Genomic DNA, 18,063 nt, shown 5'->3' with positions numbered 1-18,063 from the left:
AAACATTATCAGGAGAGCATTATGGCTGTTACTAATATCGCTGAACTGAACGCCCTCGTCGAGCGCGTTAAAAAAGCCCAGCGTGAATATGCCAATTTCACCCAAGAACAGGTTGATAAAATCTTCCGCGCGGCCGCACTGGCTGCTGCAGATGCTCGAATCCCTCTCGCTAAAATGGCCGTTGCCGAATCCGGCATGGGTATCGTGGAAGATAAAGTGATCAAAAACCACTTTGCTTCCGAGTATATCTACAACGCCTATAAAGATGAGAAAACCTGTGGCGTGCTGTCCGAAGACGACACCTTCGGTACCATCACCATCGCTGAACCTATCGGCATCATCTGCGGTATTGTTCCGACAACTAACCCAACGTCTACAGCTATCTTCAAATCACTGATTAGCCTGAAGACCCGTAACGCAATCATCTTCTCTCCACACCCACGTGCGAAAGACGCGACCAACAAAGCTGCGGATATCGTCCTGCAGGCGGCGATCGCTGCTGGCGCACCAAAAGATCTGATCGGCTGGATCGACCAACCTTCTGTTGAGCTCTCCAATGCGCTGATGCATCACCCGGACATTAACCTGATCCTGGCGACCGGTGGTCCTGGCATGGTTAAAGCCGCATACAGCTCCGGTAAACCAGCGATCGGTGTGGGCGCCGGTAACACTCCTGTTGTTATCGACGAAACTGCTGACATCAAACGTGCCGTTGCGTCTGTACTGATGTCTAAAACCTTCGATAACGGCGTGATCTGTGCATCTGAACAGTCTGTTGTTGTTGTTGATTCCGTGTACGACGCAGTTCGTGAACGTTTCGCCAGCCACGGCGGCTACCTGCTGCAGGGCAAAGAGCTGAAAGCCGTTCAGGACATCATCCTGAAAAATGGCGCACTGAACGCTGCTATCGTGGGTCAGCCGGCTTACAAAATTGCTGAACTCGCAGGCTTTACCGTTCCGGCAACAACCAAAATCCTGATCGGTGAAGTGAAAGTTGTTGACGAAAGCGAGCCGTTTGCACATGAAAAACTGTCTCCAACGCTTGCCATGTACCGTGCGAAAGATTTCGAAGACGCGGTAGAGAAAGCCGAGAAACTGGTTGCCATGGGCGGTATCGGTCACACGTCTTGTCTGTACACCGACCAGGACAACCAGCCAGAACGCGTTGCCCACTTCGGTCAGATGATGAAAACTGCACGTATCCTGATTAACACCCCTGCTTCTCAGGGTGGTATCGGTGACCTGTACAACTTTAAACTCGCACCTTCCCTGACTCTGGGTTGTGGTTCCTGGGGTGGTAACTCCATCTCTGAAAACGTTGGTCCAAAACACCTGATCAACAAGAAAACCGTTGCTAAGCGAGCTGAAAACATGTTGTGGCACAAACTTCCGAAATCTATCTACTTCCGCCGTGGCTCACTGCCAATCGCGCTGGATGAAGTGATTACTGATGGCCACAAACGTGCGCTCATCGTGACTGACCGTTTCCTGTTCAACAACGGCTACGCTGACCAGATCACCTCTGTACTGAAAGCGGCTGGCGTAGAAACTGAAGTGTTCTTTGAAGTTGAAGCTGACCCTACTCTGAGCGTTGTGCGTAAAGGTGCTGAGCTGGCTAACTCCTTCAAACCAGATGTGATTATCGCTCTGGGTGGCGGTTCCCCAATGGACGCCGCGAAAATCATGTGGGTCATGTACGAGCATCCTGAAACCCACTTCGAAGAACTGGCGCTGCGCTTTATGGACATCCGTAAACGTATCTACAAGTTCCCGAAAATGGGCGTAAAAGCGAAAATGATCGCGGTAACAACCACTTCCGGTACCGGTTCAGAAGTTACGCCATTCGCAGTAGTAACGGACGATGCAACAGGTCAGAAATACCCACTGGCTGACTATGCACTGACCCCAGACATGGCTATCGTTGATGCGAACCTGGTCATGGAGATGCCGAAATCACTGTGTGCGTTCGGTGGTCTGGATGCGGTAACTCACGCCCTGGAAGCTTACGTTTCTGTGCTGGCATCTGAGTTCTCTGACGGTCAGGCTCTGCAGGCGCTGAAACTGCTGAAGGAAAACCTGCCAGCGTCCTACAACGAAGGGTCTAAAAACCCAGTAGCACGTGAACGCGTTCACAGTGCAGCTACCATCGCCGGTATCGCGTTTGCGAACGCCTTCCTGGGTGTTTGCCACTCTATGGCGCACAAGCTGGGTTCTCAGTTCCACATTCCTCACGGTCTGGCGAACGCCCTGTTGATCAGCAACGTTATCCGTTATAACGCAAACGACAACCCAACCAAGCAGACTGCTTTCAGCCAGTACGACCGTCCGCAAGCGCGCCGTCGTTACGCTGAAATCGCAGACCACCTTGGTCTGAGCGCACCGGGTGACCGCACTGCTGCGAAGATTGAGAAACTGCTGGCATGGCTGGAAAGCCTGAAAGCTGAGCTGGGTATTCCAAAATCTATCCGTGAAGCAGGCGTTCAGGAAGCTGACTTCCTCGCTCACGTAGATAAGCTGTCTGAAGATGCATTCGATGACCAGTGTACTGGTGCTAACCCGCGCTACCCACTGATCTCCGAGCTGAAACAGATTCTGCTGGATACCTTCTACGGTCGTGAGTTCAAAGAAGGTGACGTTGCCGCTGTGAAAACAGAAGTTCCTGTCATCAAAGCTGACAAGAAAGCGAAGAAAAGCGCTTAATTGAAAGCAGAAGAAAAAACCCGCCTTTATGGCGGGTTTTTTTATGTCTGTATAACAAGGCTGGCGTTATTTCCTGTTGTCGTGTTGAATCGCCGTCAGCGAGCCTACAGACAACGCTTCTTTATAATGCTTACGACAGACTGAAACATAGCGTTCATTACCGCCTATAACCACCTGCTCGCCATCTGCATAAGGTTTCCCGGCCTGGTCAAGACGAAGCACCATGCTGGCTTTTCGACCGCAGAAGCAGATTGTTTTCAATTCGACAAGCTTATCCGACCAGGCAAGCAAATACTGGCTACCGGCAAAGAGCTCACCGCGGAAATCCGTACGCAGGCCGTAACACAGCACGGGAATATCGAGCTCATCGACCACCTCTGAAAGGGCATGAACCTGTTCACGCGTCAGAAACTGGCTCTCATCTACCAGAACACAGTGAATGGGCTGCAAAGCATGTTCTGTACGAATGCCCTCAAACAGATCGGTTTTCGGGTTAAACAGTCTGGCAGGCGACGAGAGCCCTATTCTGGAACTCACCTTCCCTGCGCCAAAGCGATCGTCAATTTCAGCCGTATAAACAACGGTACGCATCCCGCGCTCCTGGTAATTGTACGAGGATTGCAGCAACGCGGTGGATTTCCCGGCATTCATTGCCGAATAGTAGAAATAAAGTTGTGCCATTGGCCGTAAAACCCTAATCAATGTGTAATATTCCCGATGATTCATTGTACCATAATTTGTCTGGTCATCAGCGATGTAGCACACAGAGGAAGCGTTTCAGCACGGAGTTCACAACCTTCTTTTCATGAAAATAACCCGCTAAAACATGAAGTAAACTCCTTCAGCCTGGCCAATATGTTATATGTTTAGCCAAACATAACACTGCTTTTTATAGTGGAATCGCTGTTCATTAAAATTCACTATTTATTAACTATTTCAGTCTTAACATCACGGTGGGGAACTAATACAAAAGGCTGATATTTCTCCGCCGCAACTATAATTCCTGCGGTAAATGTCACAAAAAAAAGAGGCAATCGACCGGGTCCAGCCGGGTTAGCTGATAACAAACGAGACTGTTGGGTGATGAAATTTAAGTTAGCGTAATTAATAATAGCGGCATTATTTAGTATTTTTTGAATTCCTTACATTCCTGGCTATTGCACAACTGAATTTATGGCTCTATTATTAGGTCAACAAACCACCCCCCATTATAAGTTTGAGATTACTACAATGAGCGAAGCACTTAAAATTCTGAACAACATCCGTACTCTTCGTGCGCAGGCAAGAGAATGCACCCTCGAAACGCTTGAAGAAATGCTGGAAAAATTAGAAGTTGTAGTTAATGAACGTCGTGAAGAAGAAAGCGCAGCTGCCGCTGAAATCGAAGAACGTACTCGTAAACTGCAGCAATATCGTGAAATGCTGATTGCTGATGGTATCGATCCAAATGAATTGCTGAACAGCATGGCTGCAGCTAAAACCGGTACTAAAGCCAAGCGTGCTGCTCGTCCTGCTAAATATAGCTACGTTGATGAGAACGGCGAAACTAAAACCTGGACTGGCCAGGGCCGCACTCCTGCTGTTATCAAGAAAGCCATGGACGAACAAGGTAAACAGCTGGACGACTTCCTGATCAAGGATTAATCCAGCCGTATTCAGAAAAATCCCGCGTAATGCGGGATTTTTTTTAACCTAAATTTGTCGCAAACATCCCCTTACACTCTGTCATAAAGCATTATTTGGCAATTTTAATAACTGTACTTAGAGACAGGTTTCAGAAGTGTTTAGGGCATAAAAAAACCGGTGGGCAGCGCCTCACCGGTTTCGGACATATGTACCCGTGGCTTATTTCTTAATACCTACGCTCTCTTTGAGCCAGGTTTTAAATTCTTCACCAAGAGTATTGTGGCGAATACCATATTCTACGAACGCCTGCATATAACCAAGCTTATTACCGCAGTCATGGCTCTTACCTTTCATATGGTAAGCCTCAACGGTCTCTTTCTCGATCAGCATATCAATGGCATCCGTCAGCTGAATCTCATCACCCGCTCCTGGAGGCGTTTTCGCCAGCAGAGGCCAGATTTCAGCGCTCAGAACATAGCGACCTACAACGGCCAGGTTTGAAGGCGCTACGTCGGCTTTAGGCTTCTCTACCACGCCAACCATTGGCACGCTTTCGCCCGGCTCAAGGTTAACGCCTTTGCAGTCAACCACACCGTATGCCGTCACGTCTTCAACAGGCTCAACCATAATCTGGCTGCTACCGGTTTCGTCGAAACGTTTGATCATCTCTGCAAGGTTATCCTGAGAAAGATCGGATTCGTATTCGTCCAGAATTACGTCAGGCAGAATTACCGCTACAGGCTCATCACCTACAACAGGATGTGCACACATCACAGCGTGGCCCAGACCTTTAGCCAGGCCCTGACGAACCTGCATAATGGTAACGTGAGGCGGGCAAATAGACTGAACTTCTTCTAACAGCTGACGCTTAACACGTTTTTCCAGCATGGCTTCAAGTTCAAAGCTTGTATCGAAATGGTTTTCGATAGAGTTTTTTGATGAATGCGTAACCAGCACAATTTCAGTGATGCCGGCTGCGATACATTCATTAACGACATACTGGATTAATGGCTTATCAACCAGAGGCAGCATCTCTTTAGGAATTGCCTTAGTTGCTGGTAACATCCTGGTCCCCAATCCCGCTACCGGGATGACGGCCTTTCTGACTTTCGAATTTAGGGCAGCCATTCAAATTCTCCTGAGCTGTTCAAGTTTTGAACTTTTATGCAATAAATAACGCGTTGAGTATATCAGCCTCGCCCCGCAGTCCGGGTCTGAAAAGAACGCGTTGCCGATCAATTAGGACAAATACGCATGAATCTGGGCAGCGATAGTAGCACTCCCCGTAAAACACAGGTAAAGCAATCTTAAAATTAAGATCCAATTGCTTATTCCGTGGACAACATTAAGCGTAGCCGTCCCCCGGCGCCCCAAATTTGGCACTGCCAGGAGGAACAGCGGTGGCTAATTTGATTAAGATACGCCGTACCCAATGTCCCAAGCGGAACACCGTTACTCACCTGAATATGATGTTCACCGGTATTTAGTGAAGCGTTGAGACCTGCTGAAACGAGGATCAGATTCTTTAAACCGCTGTGGTAATAGCCGACCAGCAGCGGGAACTGTCCGGGCAAATTAGCCTGGCGAAAAAGCTGGTTTACCTGTTTGAGCAAACTGCCTAACTCCGGCAGCCGTTGTCCCTGATGCGATAACTGTTCCTGCAGCAAACCATTAAAAAGCGCACGAAGAAGTAACGCGGCTAATACGCCATTATCCCCTGCCCGGGTGACATCCAGAGAATAAAACGCAAGGTCGGAATCAGATAAAGGTGCGATATCCAGTACCAGTCCCGGCTGGTCAGCCGCTACCAACTGACGATAATTTACGCGGCAGTGTGAAATAGTTTGCTGTACGGGTGGCTGAAGTTCTTGCAACAGTTTCGCCGCAGCAGGAGGGTCACTCACCAGGGCATCCCAGTCCTGGAAAAGACGCTCCTCTTCCTCTACCCGGGAATTAAACATATTCGGATACAGGCACGCTAAGACCGTTTCTCGCAGCCGGTTCAGATCCTTGACCGGTTTAAGCAGAATATCCTGGACACCGAGCCGCAATGCTTTGGCGATATCCGCCATATTCTCTGTGGCAGAGATCACCAGAATCGGCGTCTGGTTGCCTTCGTTACGCAGATGTTCAACCAGCTTCAGCCCATTCATGCGCGGCATCTCAATGTCGCAAATCATTAAATCGGGCGTAATGCTGATCATTTTTTCCAGGGCGTCGATACCATCTTCAGCCAGTGAAGTGATTGCTCCCAGCGAGGATAACCACGAATCCAGTAGCGATCGGAAAACGGGCTCGTCTTCAACAATCAAAATGTGTTTTCCGGCCAATGGCTGCGTCATGGTTCCTCCCCTGGCTGACAGTAACTAAATAGTGGCATGCGATCGGCACTATCGCCTGTCAGATTTTGCTGAAGTAGTCAAAAAAAGGTGCTTAACGTGCTGTTTGCACAAAAGGCAACAATTCGTCCATTTTCTTTTCGACGGCTAACGAGCCCGCTGCGATGGCGGCCTCAGCCCGATGGAAATCAAGAGTAGAGATTTGCGGACAGTAAGGCTGAATAAGAATATCTGGCGGGTCGCCTGCCATACGATTGCGCTTAAGGCGATTCTCCAGTACCTGGATTGACGTGGTCATGATTTCTATCGCCGTCGGCGCGGCAACCGAGCGTCGCGCGGCCATACGCCCGATTCTACCGCGCAGGCGCTCATGCCAGGCCAGCTTCTCGCCCTCGGCATCTTCGCTCTGGAGATTGACCGGCATGAGGTCCTGTTGCATCAGGTGGGCGTCGTGCTGCAGGTCGACGGCAATTACGATATCCGCCCCCATTGCACGGGTCAGAGAGATGGGAACCGGGTTTACAACGCCACCGTCGACAAGCCAGTAACCGTTGTGTGGGACAGGCGCCATAAGCCCCGGCATGCTGCAGGAGGCGCGCACGGCAAGATGGATATCCCCTTCGGTTAGCCAGAGTTCGCGTCCCGTGCTGAGGTTCGTCGCGACGGCGCCAAAGGGCATCTGACAATCAGTGAAGTCTTCGAGAGGCATAACCTGGCGGAACTGGTTAAAGACGCGTTCGCCGCGCAACAGCCCACCACGCTGCCACGAGAGGTCCATCAGACGCAGGACGTCCCAGTAACTGAAGGAACGCACCCAGGTCTCGAGTTCCGGAAGCTTCCCGCACGCGTAGGCGGAGCCGACAAGCGATCCTATTGAACAACCTGCGACAATATCTACGTTAATGCCCATCTTGTTTAAGGCATTAATCACGCCGATGTGTGACCATCCCCGGGCTGCACCTGAGCCCAGCGCCAGTCCAATTTTAACCTTTCTCATTAGCCCTGTTTTACTTCCCCTGGATTCCTGACATAGCGTCAACGCAACAGCTCAGTTAACATAGTGCTACCCGAAGCGTTTTACGCCTTTATTATTTGTTCCAGGAAGAGAATCGTGTCTCAACTCTGCCCTTGTGGTAGCGCTCTGGAGTATAGCCTATGTTGCCAGCGATATCTGTCTGGCGATCAGGTTGCACCAGACCCGTCACACCTCATGCGTTCACGTTACACCGCTTTTGTGATCAAAGACGCAGACTACCTGATTAAAACCTGGCATCCCTCCTGCCATGCTGCCGAATTCAGACAGGACATCGAAGCCGGCTTCGCGAACACGCAGTGGCTCGGCCTCACCGTCTATGAATCCTCAACGGGCAGTCATGTGGATGAAGGTTACGTCAGCTTTGTTGCTCGTTTTACCGAGAATAATAAACCAGGTGCCATTATCGAGCGTTCCCGGTTCTTAAAGGAAAGCGGGCAGTGGTATTATATTGACGGAACGCGCCCACAGTTTGGTCGTAACGATCCCTGCCCGTGTGGTTCAGGTAAAAAATTTAAAAAGTGTTGCGGGCAGTAATGCCTGACAACCCAGACTTCGCAAATACAAACAGGATTTCCCGGCGATGCAATCATTACAACGTAAAGTTCTGCGCACCATCTGTCCCGATCAAAAAGGACTGATCGCACGAATTACCAACATTTGCTACAAACATGAACTGAATATCGTGCAGAACAACGAGTTCGTTGACCACCGTACCGGCCGCTTCTTTATGCGTACCGAACTCGAAGGTATTTTCAACGACACCACCCTGCTTGCCGATCTCGACAGCGCGCTTCCGGAAGGTTCCGTGCGCGAGCTGACCCCAGCCGGTCGACGCCGCATCGTGATCCTGGTGACCAAAGAAGCACACTGTCTGGGCGACCTGCTGATGAAAGCAAACTACGGCGGTCTGGACGTGGAAATAGCTGCCGTTATTGGCAACCATGAGACGCTGCGCACGCTGGTCGAGCGTTTTGATATTCCGTTCGAGCTGGTGAGCCACGAAGGCCATACCCGTGAAGAACACGACGATCTGATGGCGCAGGCCATTGAAGCGCATAACCCGGACTACGTGGTGCTGGCGAAATACATGCGCGTGTTAACGCCATCCTTCGTGGCGCGTTTCCCGAACAAGATCATCAACATTCACCACTCGTTCCTGCCGGCCTTTATTGGTGCACGTCCCTACCACCAGGCCTACGAGCGCGGCGTGAAGATCATCGGTGCAACCGCGCACTACGTGAATGACAATCTGGACGAAGGTCCAATCATCATGCAGGACGTGATTCACGTGGATCACACCTACACGGCAGAGGACATGATGCGTGCAGGGCGTGACGTTGAGAAGAACGTGCTCAGTCGTGCGCTGTATCAGGTGCTGGCGCAGCGTGTCTTTGTCTACGGCAACAGAACCATCATTCTTTAATCTTTCAGAAAATGAATTGATTAGCTTTGCGCCTTTACGGATAAAAAGCAGGCAAACAGCTTCATTTACCTAAAGGAATGCTTTACAGGGGCGCCTCATTTGATATGATGCGCCCCGCTTCCAGCAGGAAGCAGGCCAGTAAAAAGCATTACCCCGTGGTGGGGTTCCCGAGCGGCCAAAGGGAGCAGACTGTAAATCTGCCGTCATCGACTTCGAAGGTTCGAATCCTTCCCCCACCACCATCACTTTCAAATAACTCCAAACCTCCTTTTTGCACCAGGCATCATGTATTTCCGTAACGGGGAAGGATGAGAAGCTTCGACTAAGGTTCGATTCGAGCGTAGCGAGAAAGCGTTGCCGCAGGCAACGACCCGAAGGGCGAGGCGCAACGCGCCGAGTAATCCTTCCCCCACCACCATCACTTTCAAATAATCCAAAAAATCATTATAAAACTGAACCGTATCCGCCTTTGTAGGCCGGGTAAGGCGCAGCCGCCACCCGGCGACAGAAGACAGAAGCCAGAAGCCAGAAGCCTACATCGGCGGTAAACGACGCTTCACCGGCGAACTCTTCACAATCGACGTATTGCACTGGGCATGCTCCGCCAGGCCGTCCAGCAGCACATCCAGCTGCTCTATCGATCGCACCACCAGCCTAATCACAAAGCAATCTTCCCCGGTGACTTTGTCGCTCTCGATACACTCCGGCATCGCCTGAATGTATTTATCAACCTTATGCAACAGCCCCGGCAAAGGCCGCACGCGCACCAGCGCCTGCAGCGTATACCCCAGCGCCGCCAGATTCACCCGTGCGCCATACCCCTGAATCACACCGCGCTCTTCCAGCCTCTTCAGGCGTTCTGCCGTGCTGGGGGAAGTCAGACCGATGCGTCCGCTGAGCACCTTCAAAGACATGCGCGCATCCTCGACCAGACAGGCTAAAATTTGACGGTCGATATCATCGAGAAGGTATTCCATCGTTTTCACCTAATTTTAAAAAGCCATCATTGCATTTCACCTTATCTCATCCCTGTAAAACCCGACAGCGATTTTCGACAATAGCGTCATACAATCAGGAGGTGGATGATGCGTGATTTCCATAAAGGCGTCTGGCAAATGAGCCTGGCGATGTTAATTTCCGGCTCTATCGGTGCGTTTGTTTTACTCAGCGGTCTGCCGGTGACGGAAGTGGTGTTCTGGCGCTGTCTTATCGGGGCAATAGCGCTTTTTATTTTTATCCGGGCAAGTCAAAAGCCCTTCAGTCCCCTCACCCGCACCACGCTGCTGCTGGCCATTCTCGGCGGCGTAGCGCTCGTGGTGAACTGGCTGCTGCTCTTCGCGGCCTATGAGCGGATCTGGATTGGTCTTTCTACCGTGGTCTATAACACCCAGCCGTTTATGCTGGTCTTAATGGGGATGTTTTTAGGTGAACGCGTTAGCCTGGTGAAATGGGGCTGGCTGTTCCTCGCCTTCGGCGGCGTGGTGATCTTGCTCTCCAGCGAGCTGACCGGCGCGCACGGCGGTGAATGGCTCGCCGGAATCGGCCTGGCGATGGCCGCGGCTTTCTTCTATGCGGTCACGGCCATTATTGCCCGCAAGCTCAGATCCGTTGCGCCGCAGCATATTGCCTTTATCCAGGTGCTGACGGGCGTCGTGATGCTTTTACCGTTTGCCAACATGCCGTCATTTTCCGGTGATTTTCCCTGGCCGATCCTGCTGACGCTGGGCATCGTCCATACAGGCATTATGTACCAGCTGCTCTACAGCGCGATCCAGAAGCTGCCTACGCCCATTACCGGCTCCCTGTCGTTTATCTATCCGGTGGTGGCGATCGTTGTCGATAATCTGGTGTTCGGACACTCGCTGAACCTGACGCAGCTGGCGGGCGGCGCGCTGATCCTGTTTGCTGCCGCGGGCAATAATCTGGGCTGGGGCGAAAAAAAACCCCGCGAGTGCGGGGTTGGTATCAAAACGGCGAATTAGCGACGGGCGCGCACAATCTGGTATTTGCGCGTCAGGTACTCCACCGGCGCGCTCCAGATATGCACCAGACGTGAGAACGGGAACAGCACAAACAGCGTCATCCCCAGCACCAGGTGAACGCGGAAGATAAACGCTACGCCGTCCAGGTGCGCGGAGGCTCCGCCGTGGAAGGTCACCACGGACTGCGCCCAGCCGACGAGCTTCATCATTTCGCTCCCGTCCATATGCTGCGCCGAGAACGGAATGGTCAGCAAGCCCAGCGCGCACTGCACCATCAGCAGGGAGAGGATCAGAATATCCGCTGCGGTCGTGGTCGCACGCACGCGCGGGCTGAACAGACGACGTTTCAGCAGCAGCAGGCCCCCCACCAGAGTCATCACGCCGCAGGCACCGCCGGCGATCATCGCCATCTTCTGCTTCACCTCGATCGGTAGCCACGCTTCATACATCCAGTGCGGCGTCAGCATCCCCAGGAAGTGACCGGCAAAAATCCCCAGAATACCGATGTGGAACAGGTTAGAGCCCACATGCATCCCTTTACGATCCAGCATCTGGCTGGAGGCCGCACGCCAGGTGTACTGGCCGTAGTCGTAACGCAGCCAGCTTCCCACCAGGAACACGGTACCCGCGATATACGGGTAAATGTCAAAGAAGAACATATTCAGGAAGTGCATTAGTGCCGTCCTCCGTTAGAGATATTCAAATATTGTGGGGCAACCGCGCCGGCAAAGCGACGCTGGTGAGCGGAGATTTCAGACTCGCCGCAGTTCTGGTCAGCAAAGAATTTCACCTGCTCTTCTTCCCAGACCGCATCCAGCGCCTGTGGGGTATCGTCGCGGGCTTCATCCGCAATTTTCTCCGCCACTTTTTCACTGTCGACCGCGGCGTTGGCCAGCTTCACCAGCAGATCGAACAGAACAGCATAGCGGCTCTCGCGCTGCTGAAGACGCGCGCCGAGCAGCGCCAGGATCGGCGCGATGTCCTGCAGACCGCCCAGCGCCTCTTCTTTCGGCAGCTGCGCCAGGTACTCCAGATACAGCGGCAGATGATCCGGCAGCTCGCGGCTGTCGAGCTGCAGGCCGTGCTGTTCATACTGGGCCATCAGGTCCACCATCGCCTGACCGCGGTCACGGGACTCACCGTGCACGTGTTCAAACAGCAGCAGCGACGTAGCGCGCCCGCGGTCAAACAGCTGGCTGTAGTCCGCCTGCGCGTCCAGGAGATCGCGCGCTAACAGATCGCGGAGGAAAACGCCAAGCCGCTGGGCATCGTCTTTATCCAGGTTTTCAGATGACGCGAGTGCATCAAAGAGTTCCTGCTGATGCTGCGCAAGCGCAGCATCCGGGTACTCGAGCAGACGCGAAACAATGACGAGTTCAATCATTGGTGCGGCTCCGTTTTGCTGGTCACATCCATGGCATCGATGCGGCGGCTGTTGAACAGGTTGAATTTGCTGTCTGACCCGTGGCAACCGTCGCCAAAGGTAAAGCCACAGCCATTTTTTTCCGGGAAGGCTTCACGCGCCAGCTCGCGGTGGCTGCTCGGCACCACGAAACGGTCTTCGTAGTTGGCAATCGCCAGATAGCGGTACATCTCCTGCGCCTGCGCTTCGGTCAGACCAACCTCTTCCAGCGCGCGGGTATCGATCACGCCGTCTACGGTTTCCGCGCGTTTGAAGTGACGCATCGCCAGCATACGTTTCAGCGCGAGCAGTACCGGCTGGGTATCCCCTGCGGTCAACAGGTTCGCCAGGTACTGAACCGGAATACGCAGGCTTTCCACGTCCGGCAGGATGCCGTTGCTGCCCAGTTCGCCCGCGTCAGCCGCGGACTGAATCGGCGACAGCGGCGGCACGTACCAGACCATCGGCAGGGTGCGGTATTCCGGGTGCAGCGGCAGCGCGAGCTTCCAGTCCATTGCCATTTTGTACACCGGTGACTGCTGCGCCGCGTCAATCACGCTCTGCGGCACGCCGTCCTTCAGCGCCTGCTCAATCACCTTCGGATCGTTCGGATCGAGGAACACGTCCAGCTGACGCTGATACAGATCTTTCTCGTGCTCGGTGCTCGCGGCATTTTCAATCGCGTCCGCGTCATACAGCAGCACGCCGAGGTAGCGAATACGGCCTACGCAGCTTTCTGAGCAGACGGTCGGCATTCCGGCTTCGATACGCGGATAGCAGAAGATGCACTTCTCAGATTTACCGCTCTTCCAGTTGAAGTAGATTTTTTTGTACGGGCAGCCGGTGATGCACATACGCCAGCCGCGGCACTTGTCCTGGTCGATCAGCACGATGCCATCTTCTTCACGCTTGTAGATGGCGCCGCTTGGGCAGGTCGCCACGCACGCCGGGTTGAGGCAGTGCTCGCACAGGCGCGGCAGATACATCATGAAGGTATTTTCGAACTGGCCGTACATCGCCTTCTGCATGTTCTCGAAGTTCTGGTCTTTGGCGCGTTTCTCGAACTCGCCGCCCAGAATCTCCTCCCAGTTTGGACCGCTGGTGATCTTGTCCATGCGCTGACCGGTGATCAGCGAGCGCGGACGGGCGATCGGCTGGTGCTTGCTTTCCGGCGCGTTGTGCAGGTTCTGGTAGTCGTAGTCAAACGGCTCGTAGTAATCGTCGATGCCCGGCAGGTGCGGGTTAGCGAAGATTTTACCCAGCAGCATCGCGCGGTTACCCATGCGCGGCTGCAGCTTGCCGTTGATTTTACGGATCCAGCCGCCCTTCCACTTCTCCTGGTTTTCCCAGTCGGTCGGGAAGCCGGTGCCCGGCTTGCTTTCCACGTTGTTGAACCAGGCGTACTCCATACCTTCACGGCTGGTCCAGACGTTTTTACAGGTGACCGAGCAGGTATGACAGCCGATGCATTTATCCAGATTCAGCACCATGCCGACTTGTGAACGAATTTTCATTTTACGCTCTCCTGTACCTGGTCATTACCTTCGCCGTCTAACCAGTTAATATTCTTCATCTTACGTACCACCACGAACTCATCGCGGTTCGATCCTACGGTGCCGTAGTAGTTAAAGCCGTAGGCCAGCTGCGCATAGCCACCGATCATGTGGGTCGGCTTCGGCGTAATACGGGTCACGGAGTTGTGGATCCCGCCGCGCTGCTCGGTAATTTCTGACCCCGGCAGGTTAACGATACGTTCCTGCGCGTGGTACATCATGGTCATCCCGGCCGGTACGCGCTGGCTCACCACCGCACGCGCCGTCAGGGCACCGTTGCTGTTGAACACTTCGATCCAGTCGTTATCTTCGATACCCAGATCTTTGGCGTCCGTTTCGCTCATCCAGACAATCGGACCGCCGCGAGACAGGGTCAGCATCAGGAGGTTGTCGCTGTAGGTGGAGTGAATGCCCCACTTCTGGTGTGGCGTCAGGAAGTTCAGCGCCTTCTCAGGGTTACCGTTCGATTTCGCGCCCATCACCGCTTTCACGGAGCGGGTGTCGATTGGCGGACGGTAGACCAGCAGGCTTTCACCGAAGTCGCGCATCCACTGGTGATCCTGATACAGCGACTGACGGCCTGACAGGGTGCGCCATGGGATCAGCTCGTGAACGTTGGTGTAGCCCGCGTTATAGGACACGTGCTCATCCTCCAGGCCAGACCAGGTCGGGCTGGAGATAATCTTGCGCGGCTGCGCCTGAATATCGCGGAAGCGGATTTTCTCTTCCTCTTTATTCGTCGCCAGATGCGTGTGGTCACGGCCGGTAAACTCGCTCAGCGCCGCCCAGGCTTTCACGGCAACGTGGCCGTTGGTTTCCGGGGCCAGGGTCAGGATCATCTCTGCCGCATCAATCGCCGTGTTCAGCATTGGCTGGCCTTTCGCCGGACCGTCCGCTTTGGTGTAGTTGAGCTTGCGCAGCAGATCCATTTCGCTCTGGGTATTCCAGGCGATCCCCTTCCCGCCGTTACCGATTTTCTCCATCAGCGGGCCGATAGAGGTAAAGCGCTCGTAGGTTGCCGGATAGTCGCGCTCAACCGGAATAATGTGCGGCGCGGTTACGCCCGGGATCAGGTCGCATTCGCCTTTTTTCCAGTCCTTCACGCCCAGCGGCTGCGCCAGTTCGGCGGCGGAGTCGTGCTGGATTGGCAGCGTCACCACGTCGGTCTCTTTGCCGAGGTGCCCAACGCAGACTTCGGAGAATTTCTTCGCGATGTCCTTGTAGATATCCCAGTCGCTTTTCGATTCCCACGCCGGGTCAACGGCAGCAGACAGCGGATGAATAAACGGATGCATATCCGAGGTATTCATGTCGTCTTTTTCGTACCAGGTCGCGGTTGGCAGCACGATATCGGAGTACAGGCAGGTGCTGGACAGACGGAAGTCGAGCGTCACCACCAGATCCAGCTTGCCGTCGAGGCCGTTATCTTTCCACTCCACCTCTTCCGGCTTCACGCCGCCCTGCTTGCCGAGATCTTTCCCCTGGATACCGTTTTCGGTACCGAGCAGGTATTTCAGCATGTACTCGTGGCCTTTACCGGACGAGCCCAGCAGGTTGGAGCGCCAGATGAACAGGTTACGCGGATGGTTTTTACCGTTCTCCGGCTGTTCTGCCGCGAAGCGGATTGAGCCATCCTTCAGGGATTTCACGGTGTAATCCACTGGTGACATGCCCGCCTGCTTCGCCGCTTCCGCAATGCGCAGCGGGTTAGTGCCCAGCTGCGGCGCCGACGGCAGCCAGCCCATGCGCTCTGCGCGCACGTTGAAGTCAATCAGGTGGCCGCTGTAGCGGGATTTATCCGCCATCGGCGACAGCAGCTCCTGCGCGGTGACCGTTTCGTAGCGCCACTGGCTGGAGTGGTTATAGAAGTAGGAGGTGCTATTCATATGGCGTGCCGGACGCTGCCAGTCGAGGGCAAACGCCAGCGGCTGCCAGCCGGTCTGCGGACGCAGTTTTTCCTGGCCCACGTAGTGCGCCCAGCCGCCGCCGCTCTGACCGACGCAGCCGCAGAAGATCAGCATGTTGATCAGACCGCGATAGTTCATATCGAGGTGATACCAGTGGTTCAGACCCGCGCCGACGATGATCATCGAACGGCCGTGCGTTTTGTCCGCGTTTTCTGCAAACTCACGTGCGATACGGGTAATGTGCGCGCGAGGCACGCCGGTAATCTGTTCCGCCCAGGCCGGGGTGTAGGCCTTCACGTCGTCATAGCCGGTTGCGCAGTTTTCATCGCCCAGACCGCGCTCCAGACCGTAGTTCGCCATGGTCAGGTCATAAACGGTGGTGACCAGCGCGGTAGAGCCGTCGGCCAGCTGCAGGCGCTTAACCGGCAGTTTGTGCATCAGAACGTTTTTCAGTTCAACCTTGTTGAAGTGCTCTGAACCTTCACCGCCGAAGTACGGGAACCCGACTTCAGCGATCTCGTCCTGGCTGCCCAGCATGCTCAGGCGCAGCTCCGTCTCTTCACCGGTCGTACCGTTGCGTTGCTCAAGGTTCCACTTGCCCTTCTCGCCCCAGCGGAAGCCGATAGAGCCGTTTGGCGCCACCAGCTCGCCGTTGCTGTTATACGCAACGGTTTTCCACTCAGGGTTGTTTTCCTGGCCCAGCGAATCCACCAGATCGGCTGCGCGCAGCGTGCGGCCCGCGGCATAGTAGCCCTCACGCTCTTCCAGCATGACCAGCATCGGCATGTCGGTGTAGCGGCGAACGTAGTCGGTGAAGTACTGGCTTGGCTTATCAAGATGGAATTCACGCAGCATGACGTGGCCCATCGCCATCGCCATCGCGGCGTCGGTACCCTGTTTCGGCGCCAGCCACAGATCGCAAAGCTTGGCGATTTCCGCGTAGTCAGGGGTGACCGCCACGGTTTTGGTGCCTTTGTAACGGACTTCGGTAAAGAAGTGCGCGTCAGGCGTACGGGTCTGAGGAACGTTAGAGCCCCAGGCGATGATATAGCTGGAGTTGTACCAGTCCGCGGACTCCGGCACGTCGGTCTGCTCGCCCCAGGTCTGCGGAGACGCAGGCGGCAGGTCGCAGTACCAGTCGTAGAAGCTCAGGCAGGTACCGCCGATCAGCGACAGATAGCGCGCCCCGGAGGCGTAAGAGACCATCGACATCGCCGGGATAGGCGAGAAGCCCGCCACGCGGTCAGGACCGTAGGTTTTAACGGTGTAGACGTTGGAGGCGGCAATCAGCTCGTTTACCTCTTTCCATGAGGAGCGAACGAAACCGCCGCGACCGCGAGCCTGCTTGAAGCTTTTTGCTTTGTCCGCGTCTTCGATGATGGATGCCCAGGCATCCACCGGATCGCTGTGCTGTACTTTCGCCTCACGCCACATTTTCATCAGGCGCTTGCGCATCAGCGGGTATTTCAGACGGTTGGCGCTGTAGAGATACCAGGAGTAGCTGGCACCGCGCGGGCAGCCGCGCGGTTCGTGGTTTGGCATATCCGGGCGGGTGCGCGGATAGTCGGTCTGCTGCATTTCCCAGGTCACCAGACCGTTTTTAACGAAAATCTTCCAGCTGCATGAGCCGGTACAGTTCACGCCGTGGGTCGAACGGACCACTTTGTCATGCTGCCAGCGCTGGCGGTAACCGTCTTCCCAGTCCCGGTTGGTATCCAGAACCTGGCCGTGCCCATCGGCAAAAGTTTCACCCTTCTGTTTGAAGTAGCGAAACCGGTCCAAAAATTTGCTCATCGGGTATCTCCTGTGTGGAGCCTGTGGCTCTCTAAATCGACATTGCTGATTTGCAGCGAAGGTAACGCCCTGAAAGAGGGGGAGAATTGATAACGATCAAGACGAGGAGGGACTTTCAGGCGAGGGGTTACACCAAATACCACCAAAGCGGTATCTTCAAAAATTTCATATCATCATGAAATATAGAGTTATTTTTATTTTATCGTACAAAAAGCCAGTCAAAATTTAACATCTCAGGTATTAAGGGGTAGAGCCACCTGCAAAGCGATGGCGATCGCAGTGTCACCGCAGGCGTCTGCCG

Annotated in this window: 14 protein-coding genes, 1 tRNA gene and 1 other RNA gene; 7 read left to right on the top strand and 9 right to left on the bottom strand. The window is 54.1% G+C overall.

The annotated features are described in order from the left end of the window. The first annotated feature begins 21 nt into the window (after window positions 1-21). Entirely contained in the window at window positions 22-2,700 is a 2,679-nt protein-coding gene (gene adhE, locus AC27FC_RS03070; RefSeq protein WP_023312099.1) for a bifunctional acetaldehyde-CoA/alcohol dehydrogenase, read from the top strand. Between the two features lie 66 nt (window positions 2,701-2,766). On the opposite strand, the gene tdk is transcribed toward adhE, so the two are convergent. Next, window positions 2,767-3,381, bottom strand: coding sequence for a thymidine kinase (tdk, locus tag AC27FC_RS03065; protein ID WP_196354275.1), 615 nt, complete (start codon window positions 3,379-3,381; stop codon window positions 2,767-2,769). 549 nt (window positions 3,382-3,930) lie between these two features. Here tdk and hns point away from each other — a divergent pair. Next, a complete protein-coding gene (hns, locus tag AC27FC_RS03060) occupies window positions 3,931-4,344 on the top strand; it encodes a histone-like nucleoid-structuring protein H-NS (RefSeq protein ID WP_008502781.1) in 414 nt (137 codons plus the stop codon). A 201-nt stretch (window positions 4,345-4,545) separates the two neighbouring features. On the opposite strand, the gene galU is transcribed toward hns, so the two are convergent. The 3 genes from galU to rssA all read right to left on the bottom strand — a co-directional run bounded on the left by galU (window position 4,546) and on the right by rssA (window position 7,662). Continuing rightward, on the bottom strand, window positions 4,546-5,454 hold the full coding sequence (gene galU / locus AC27FC_RS03055; RefSeq protein ID WP_008502780.1) for a UTP--glucose-1-phosphate uridylyltransferase GalU: 909 nt from the start codon (window positions 5,452-5,454) through the stop codon (window positions 4,546-4,548). A gap of 200 nt (window positions 5,455-5,654) precedes the next feature. Next, window positions 5,655-6,668, bottom strand: coding sequence for a two-component system response regulator RssB (rssB, locus tag AC27FC_RS03050; protein WP_033145760.1), 1,014 nt, complete (start codon window positions 6,666-6,668; stop codon window positions 5,655-5,657). Window positions 6,669-6,759: 91 nt separating this feature from the next. Beyond that, the gene (gene rssA / locus AC27FC_RS03045; RefSeq protein ID WP_023312102.1) at window positions 6,760-7,662 is read right to left on the bottom strand and encodes a patatin-like phospholipase RssA; all 903 of its coding nucleotides are present in this window, start codon (window positions 7,660-7,662) and stop codon (window positions 6,760-6,762) included. Window positions 7,663-7,776: 114 nt separating this feature from the next. Here rssA and AC27FC_RS03040 point away from each other — a divergent pair, with 114 nt between their 5' ends. The 4 genes from AC27FC_RS03040 to AC27FC_RS03025 all read left to right on the top strand — a co-directional run bounded on the left by AC27FC_RS03040 (window position 7,777) and on the right by AC27FC_RS03025 (window position 9,542). Continuing rightward, window positions 7,777-8,235 carry a YchJ family protein gene (locus AC27FC_RS03040; protein WP_045888025.1) on the top strand — a complete coding sequence of 153 codons (459 nt, stop codon included), beginning with the start codon at window positions 7,777-7,779 and terminating at the stop codon, window positions 8,233-8,235. 46 nt (window positions 8,236-8,281) lie between these two features. After that, window positions 8,282-9,124, top strand: coding sequence for a formyltetrahydrofolate deformylase (purU, locus tag AC27FC_RS03035; protein ID WP_023312104.1), 843 nt, complete (start codon window positions 8,282-8,284; stop codon window positions 9,122-9,124). 157 nt (window positions 9,125-9,281) lie between these two features. After that, window positions 9,282-9,366: transfer RNA gene (locus AC27FC_RS03030), tRNA-Tyr, on the top strand. 45 nt (window positions 9,367-9,411) lie between these two features. Then, window positions 9,412-9,542: non-coding RNA, RtT sRNA (locus tag AC27FC_RS03025), on the top strand. 115 nt (window positions 9,543-9,657) lie between these two features. Here the strand turns inward: AC27FC_RS03025 and AC27FC_RS03020 are convergent. Further along, the gene (locus tag AC27FC_RS03020) at window positions 9,658-10,101 is read right to left on the bottom strand and encodes an Lrp/AsnC family transcriptional regulator (protein WP_029740417.1); all 444 of its coding nucleotides are present in this window, start codon (window positions 10,099-10,101) and stop codon (window positions 9,658-9,660) included. 108 nt (window positions 10,102-10,209) lie between these two features. Here AC27FC_RS03020 and AC27FC_RS03015 point away from each other — a divergent pair, with 108 nt between their 5' ends. Next, a complete protein-coding gene (locus AC27FC_RS03015; protein WP_033145762.1) occupies window positions 10,210-11,106 on the top strand; it encodes a DMT family transporter in 897 nt (298 codons plus the stop codon). Here AC27FC_RS03015 and narI read toward each other — a convergent pair. The 4 genes from narI to AC27FC_RS02995 are packed head-to-tail and all read right to left on the bottom strand — an operon-like array spanning window position 11,103 to window position 17,762. Continuing rightward, complete coding sequence (gene narI, locus AC27FC_RS03010; RefSeq protein WP_023312107.1) at window positions 11,103-11,780, bottom strand: respiratory nitrate reductase subunit gamma; 678 nt, start codon at window positions 11,778-11,780, stop codon at window positions 11,103-11,105. The two genes, AC27FC_RS03015 and narI, sit on opposite strands and share 4 nt — an antisense overlap. Next, window positions 11,780-12,490, bottom strand: a complete 711-nt coding sequence (gene narJ, locus AC27FC_RS03005; RefSeq protein ID WP_045888023.1) for a nitrate reductase molybdenum cofactor assembly chaperone — start codon at window positions 12,488-12,490, stop codon at window positions 11,780-11,782. Before narJ ends, narI begins: the two co-directional genes overlap by 1 nt. Continuing rightward, window positions 12,487-14,022 carry a nitrate reductase subunit beta gene (narH, locus tag AC27FC_RS03000; RefSeq protein WP_039263580.1) on the bottom strand — a complete coding sequence of 512 codons (1,536 nt, stop codon included), beginning with the start codon at window positions 14,020-14,022 and terminating at the stop codon, window positions 12,487-12,489. Before narH ends, narJ begins: the two co-directional genes overlap by 4 nt. Further along, window positions 14,019-17,762: a nitrate reductase subunit alpha gene (locus tag AC27FC_RS02995; RefSeq protein ID WP_033145764.1), complete on the bottom strand. Its 3,744-nt coding sequence runs from the start codon at window positions 17,760-17,762 to the stop codon at window positions 14,019-14,021. Before AC27FC_RS02995 ends, narH begins: the two co-directional genes overlap by 4 nt. Window positions 17,763-18,063 lie beyond the last annotated feature (301 nt).

This window comes from Enterobacter sp. C3_dUdeg, from assembly GCF_057536195.1.
This window is presented reverse-complemented; position numbering and strand designations above follow the sequence as displayed.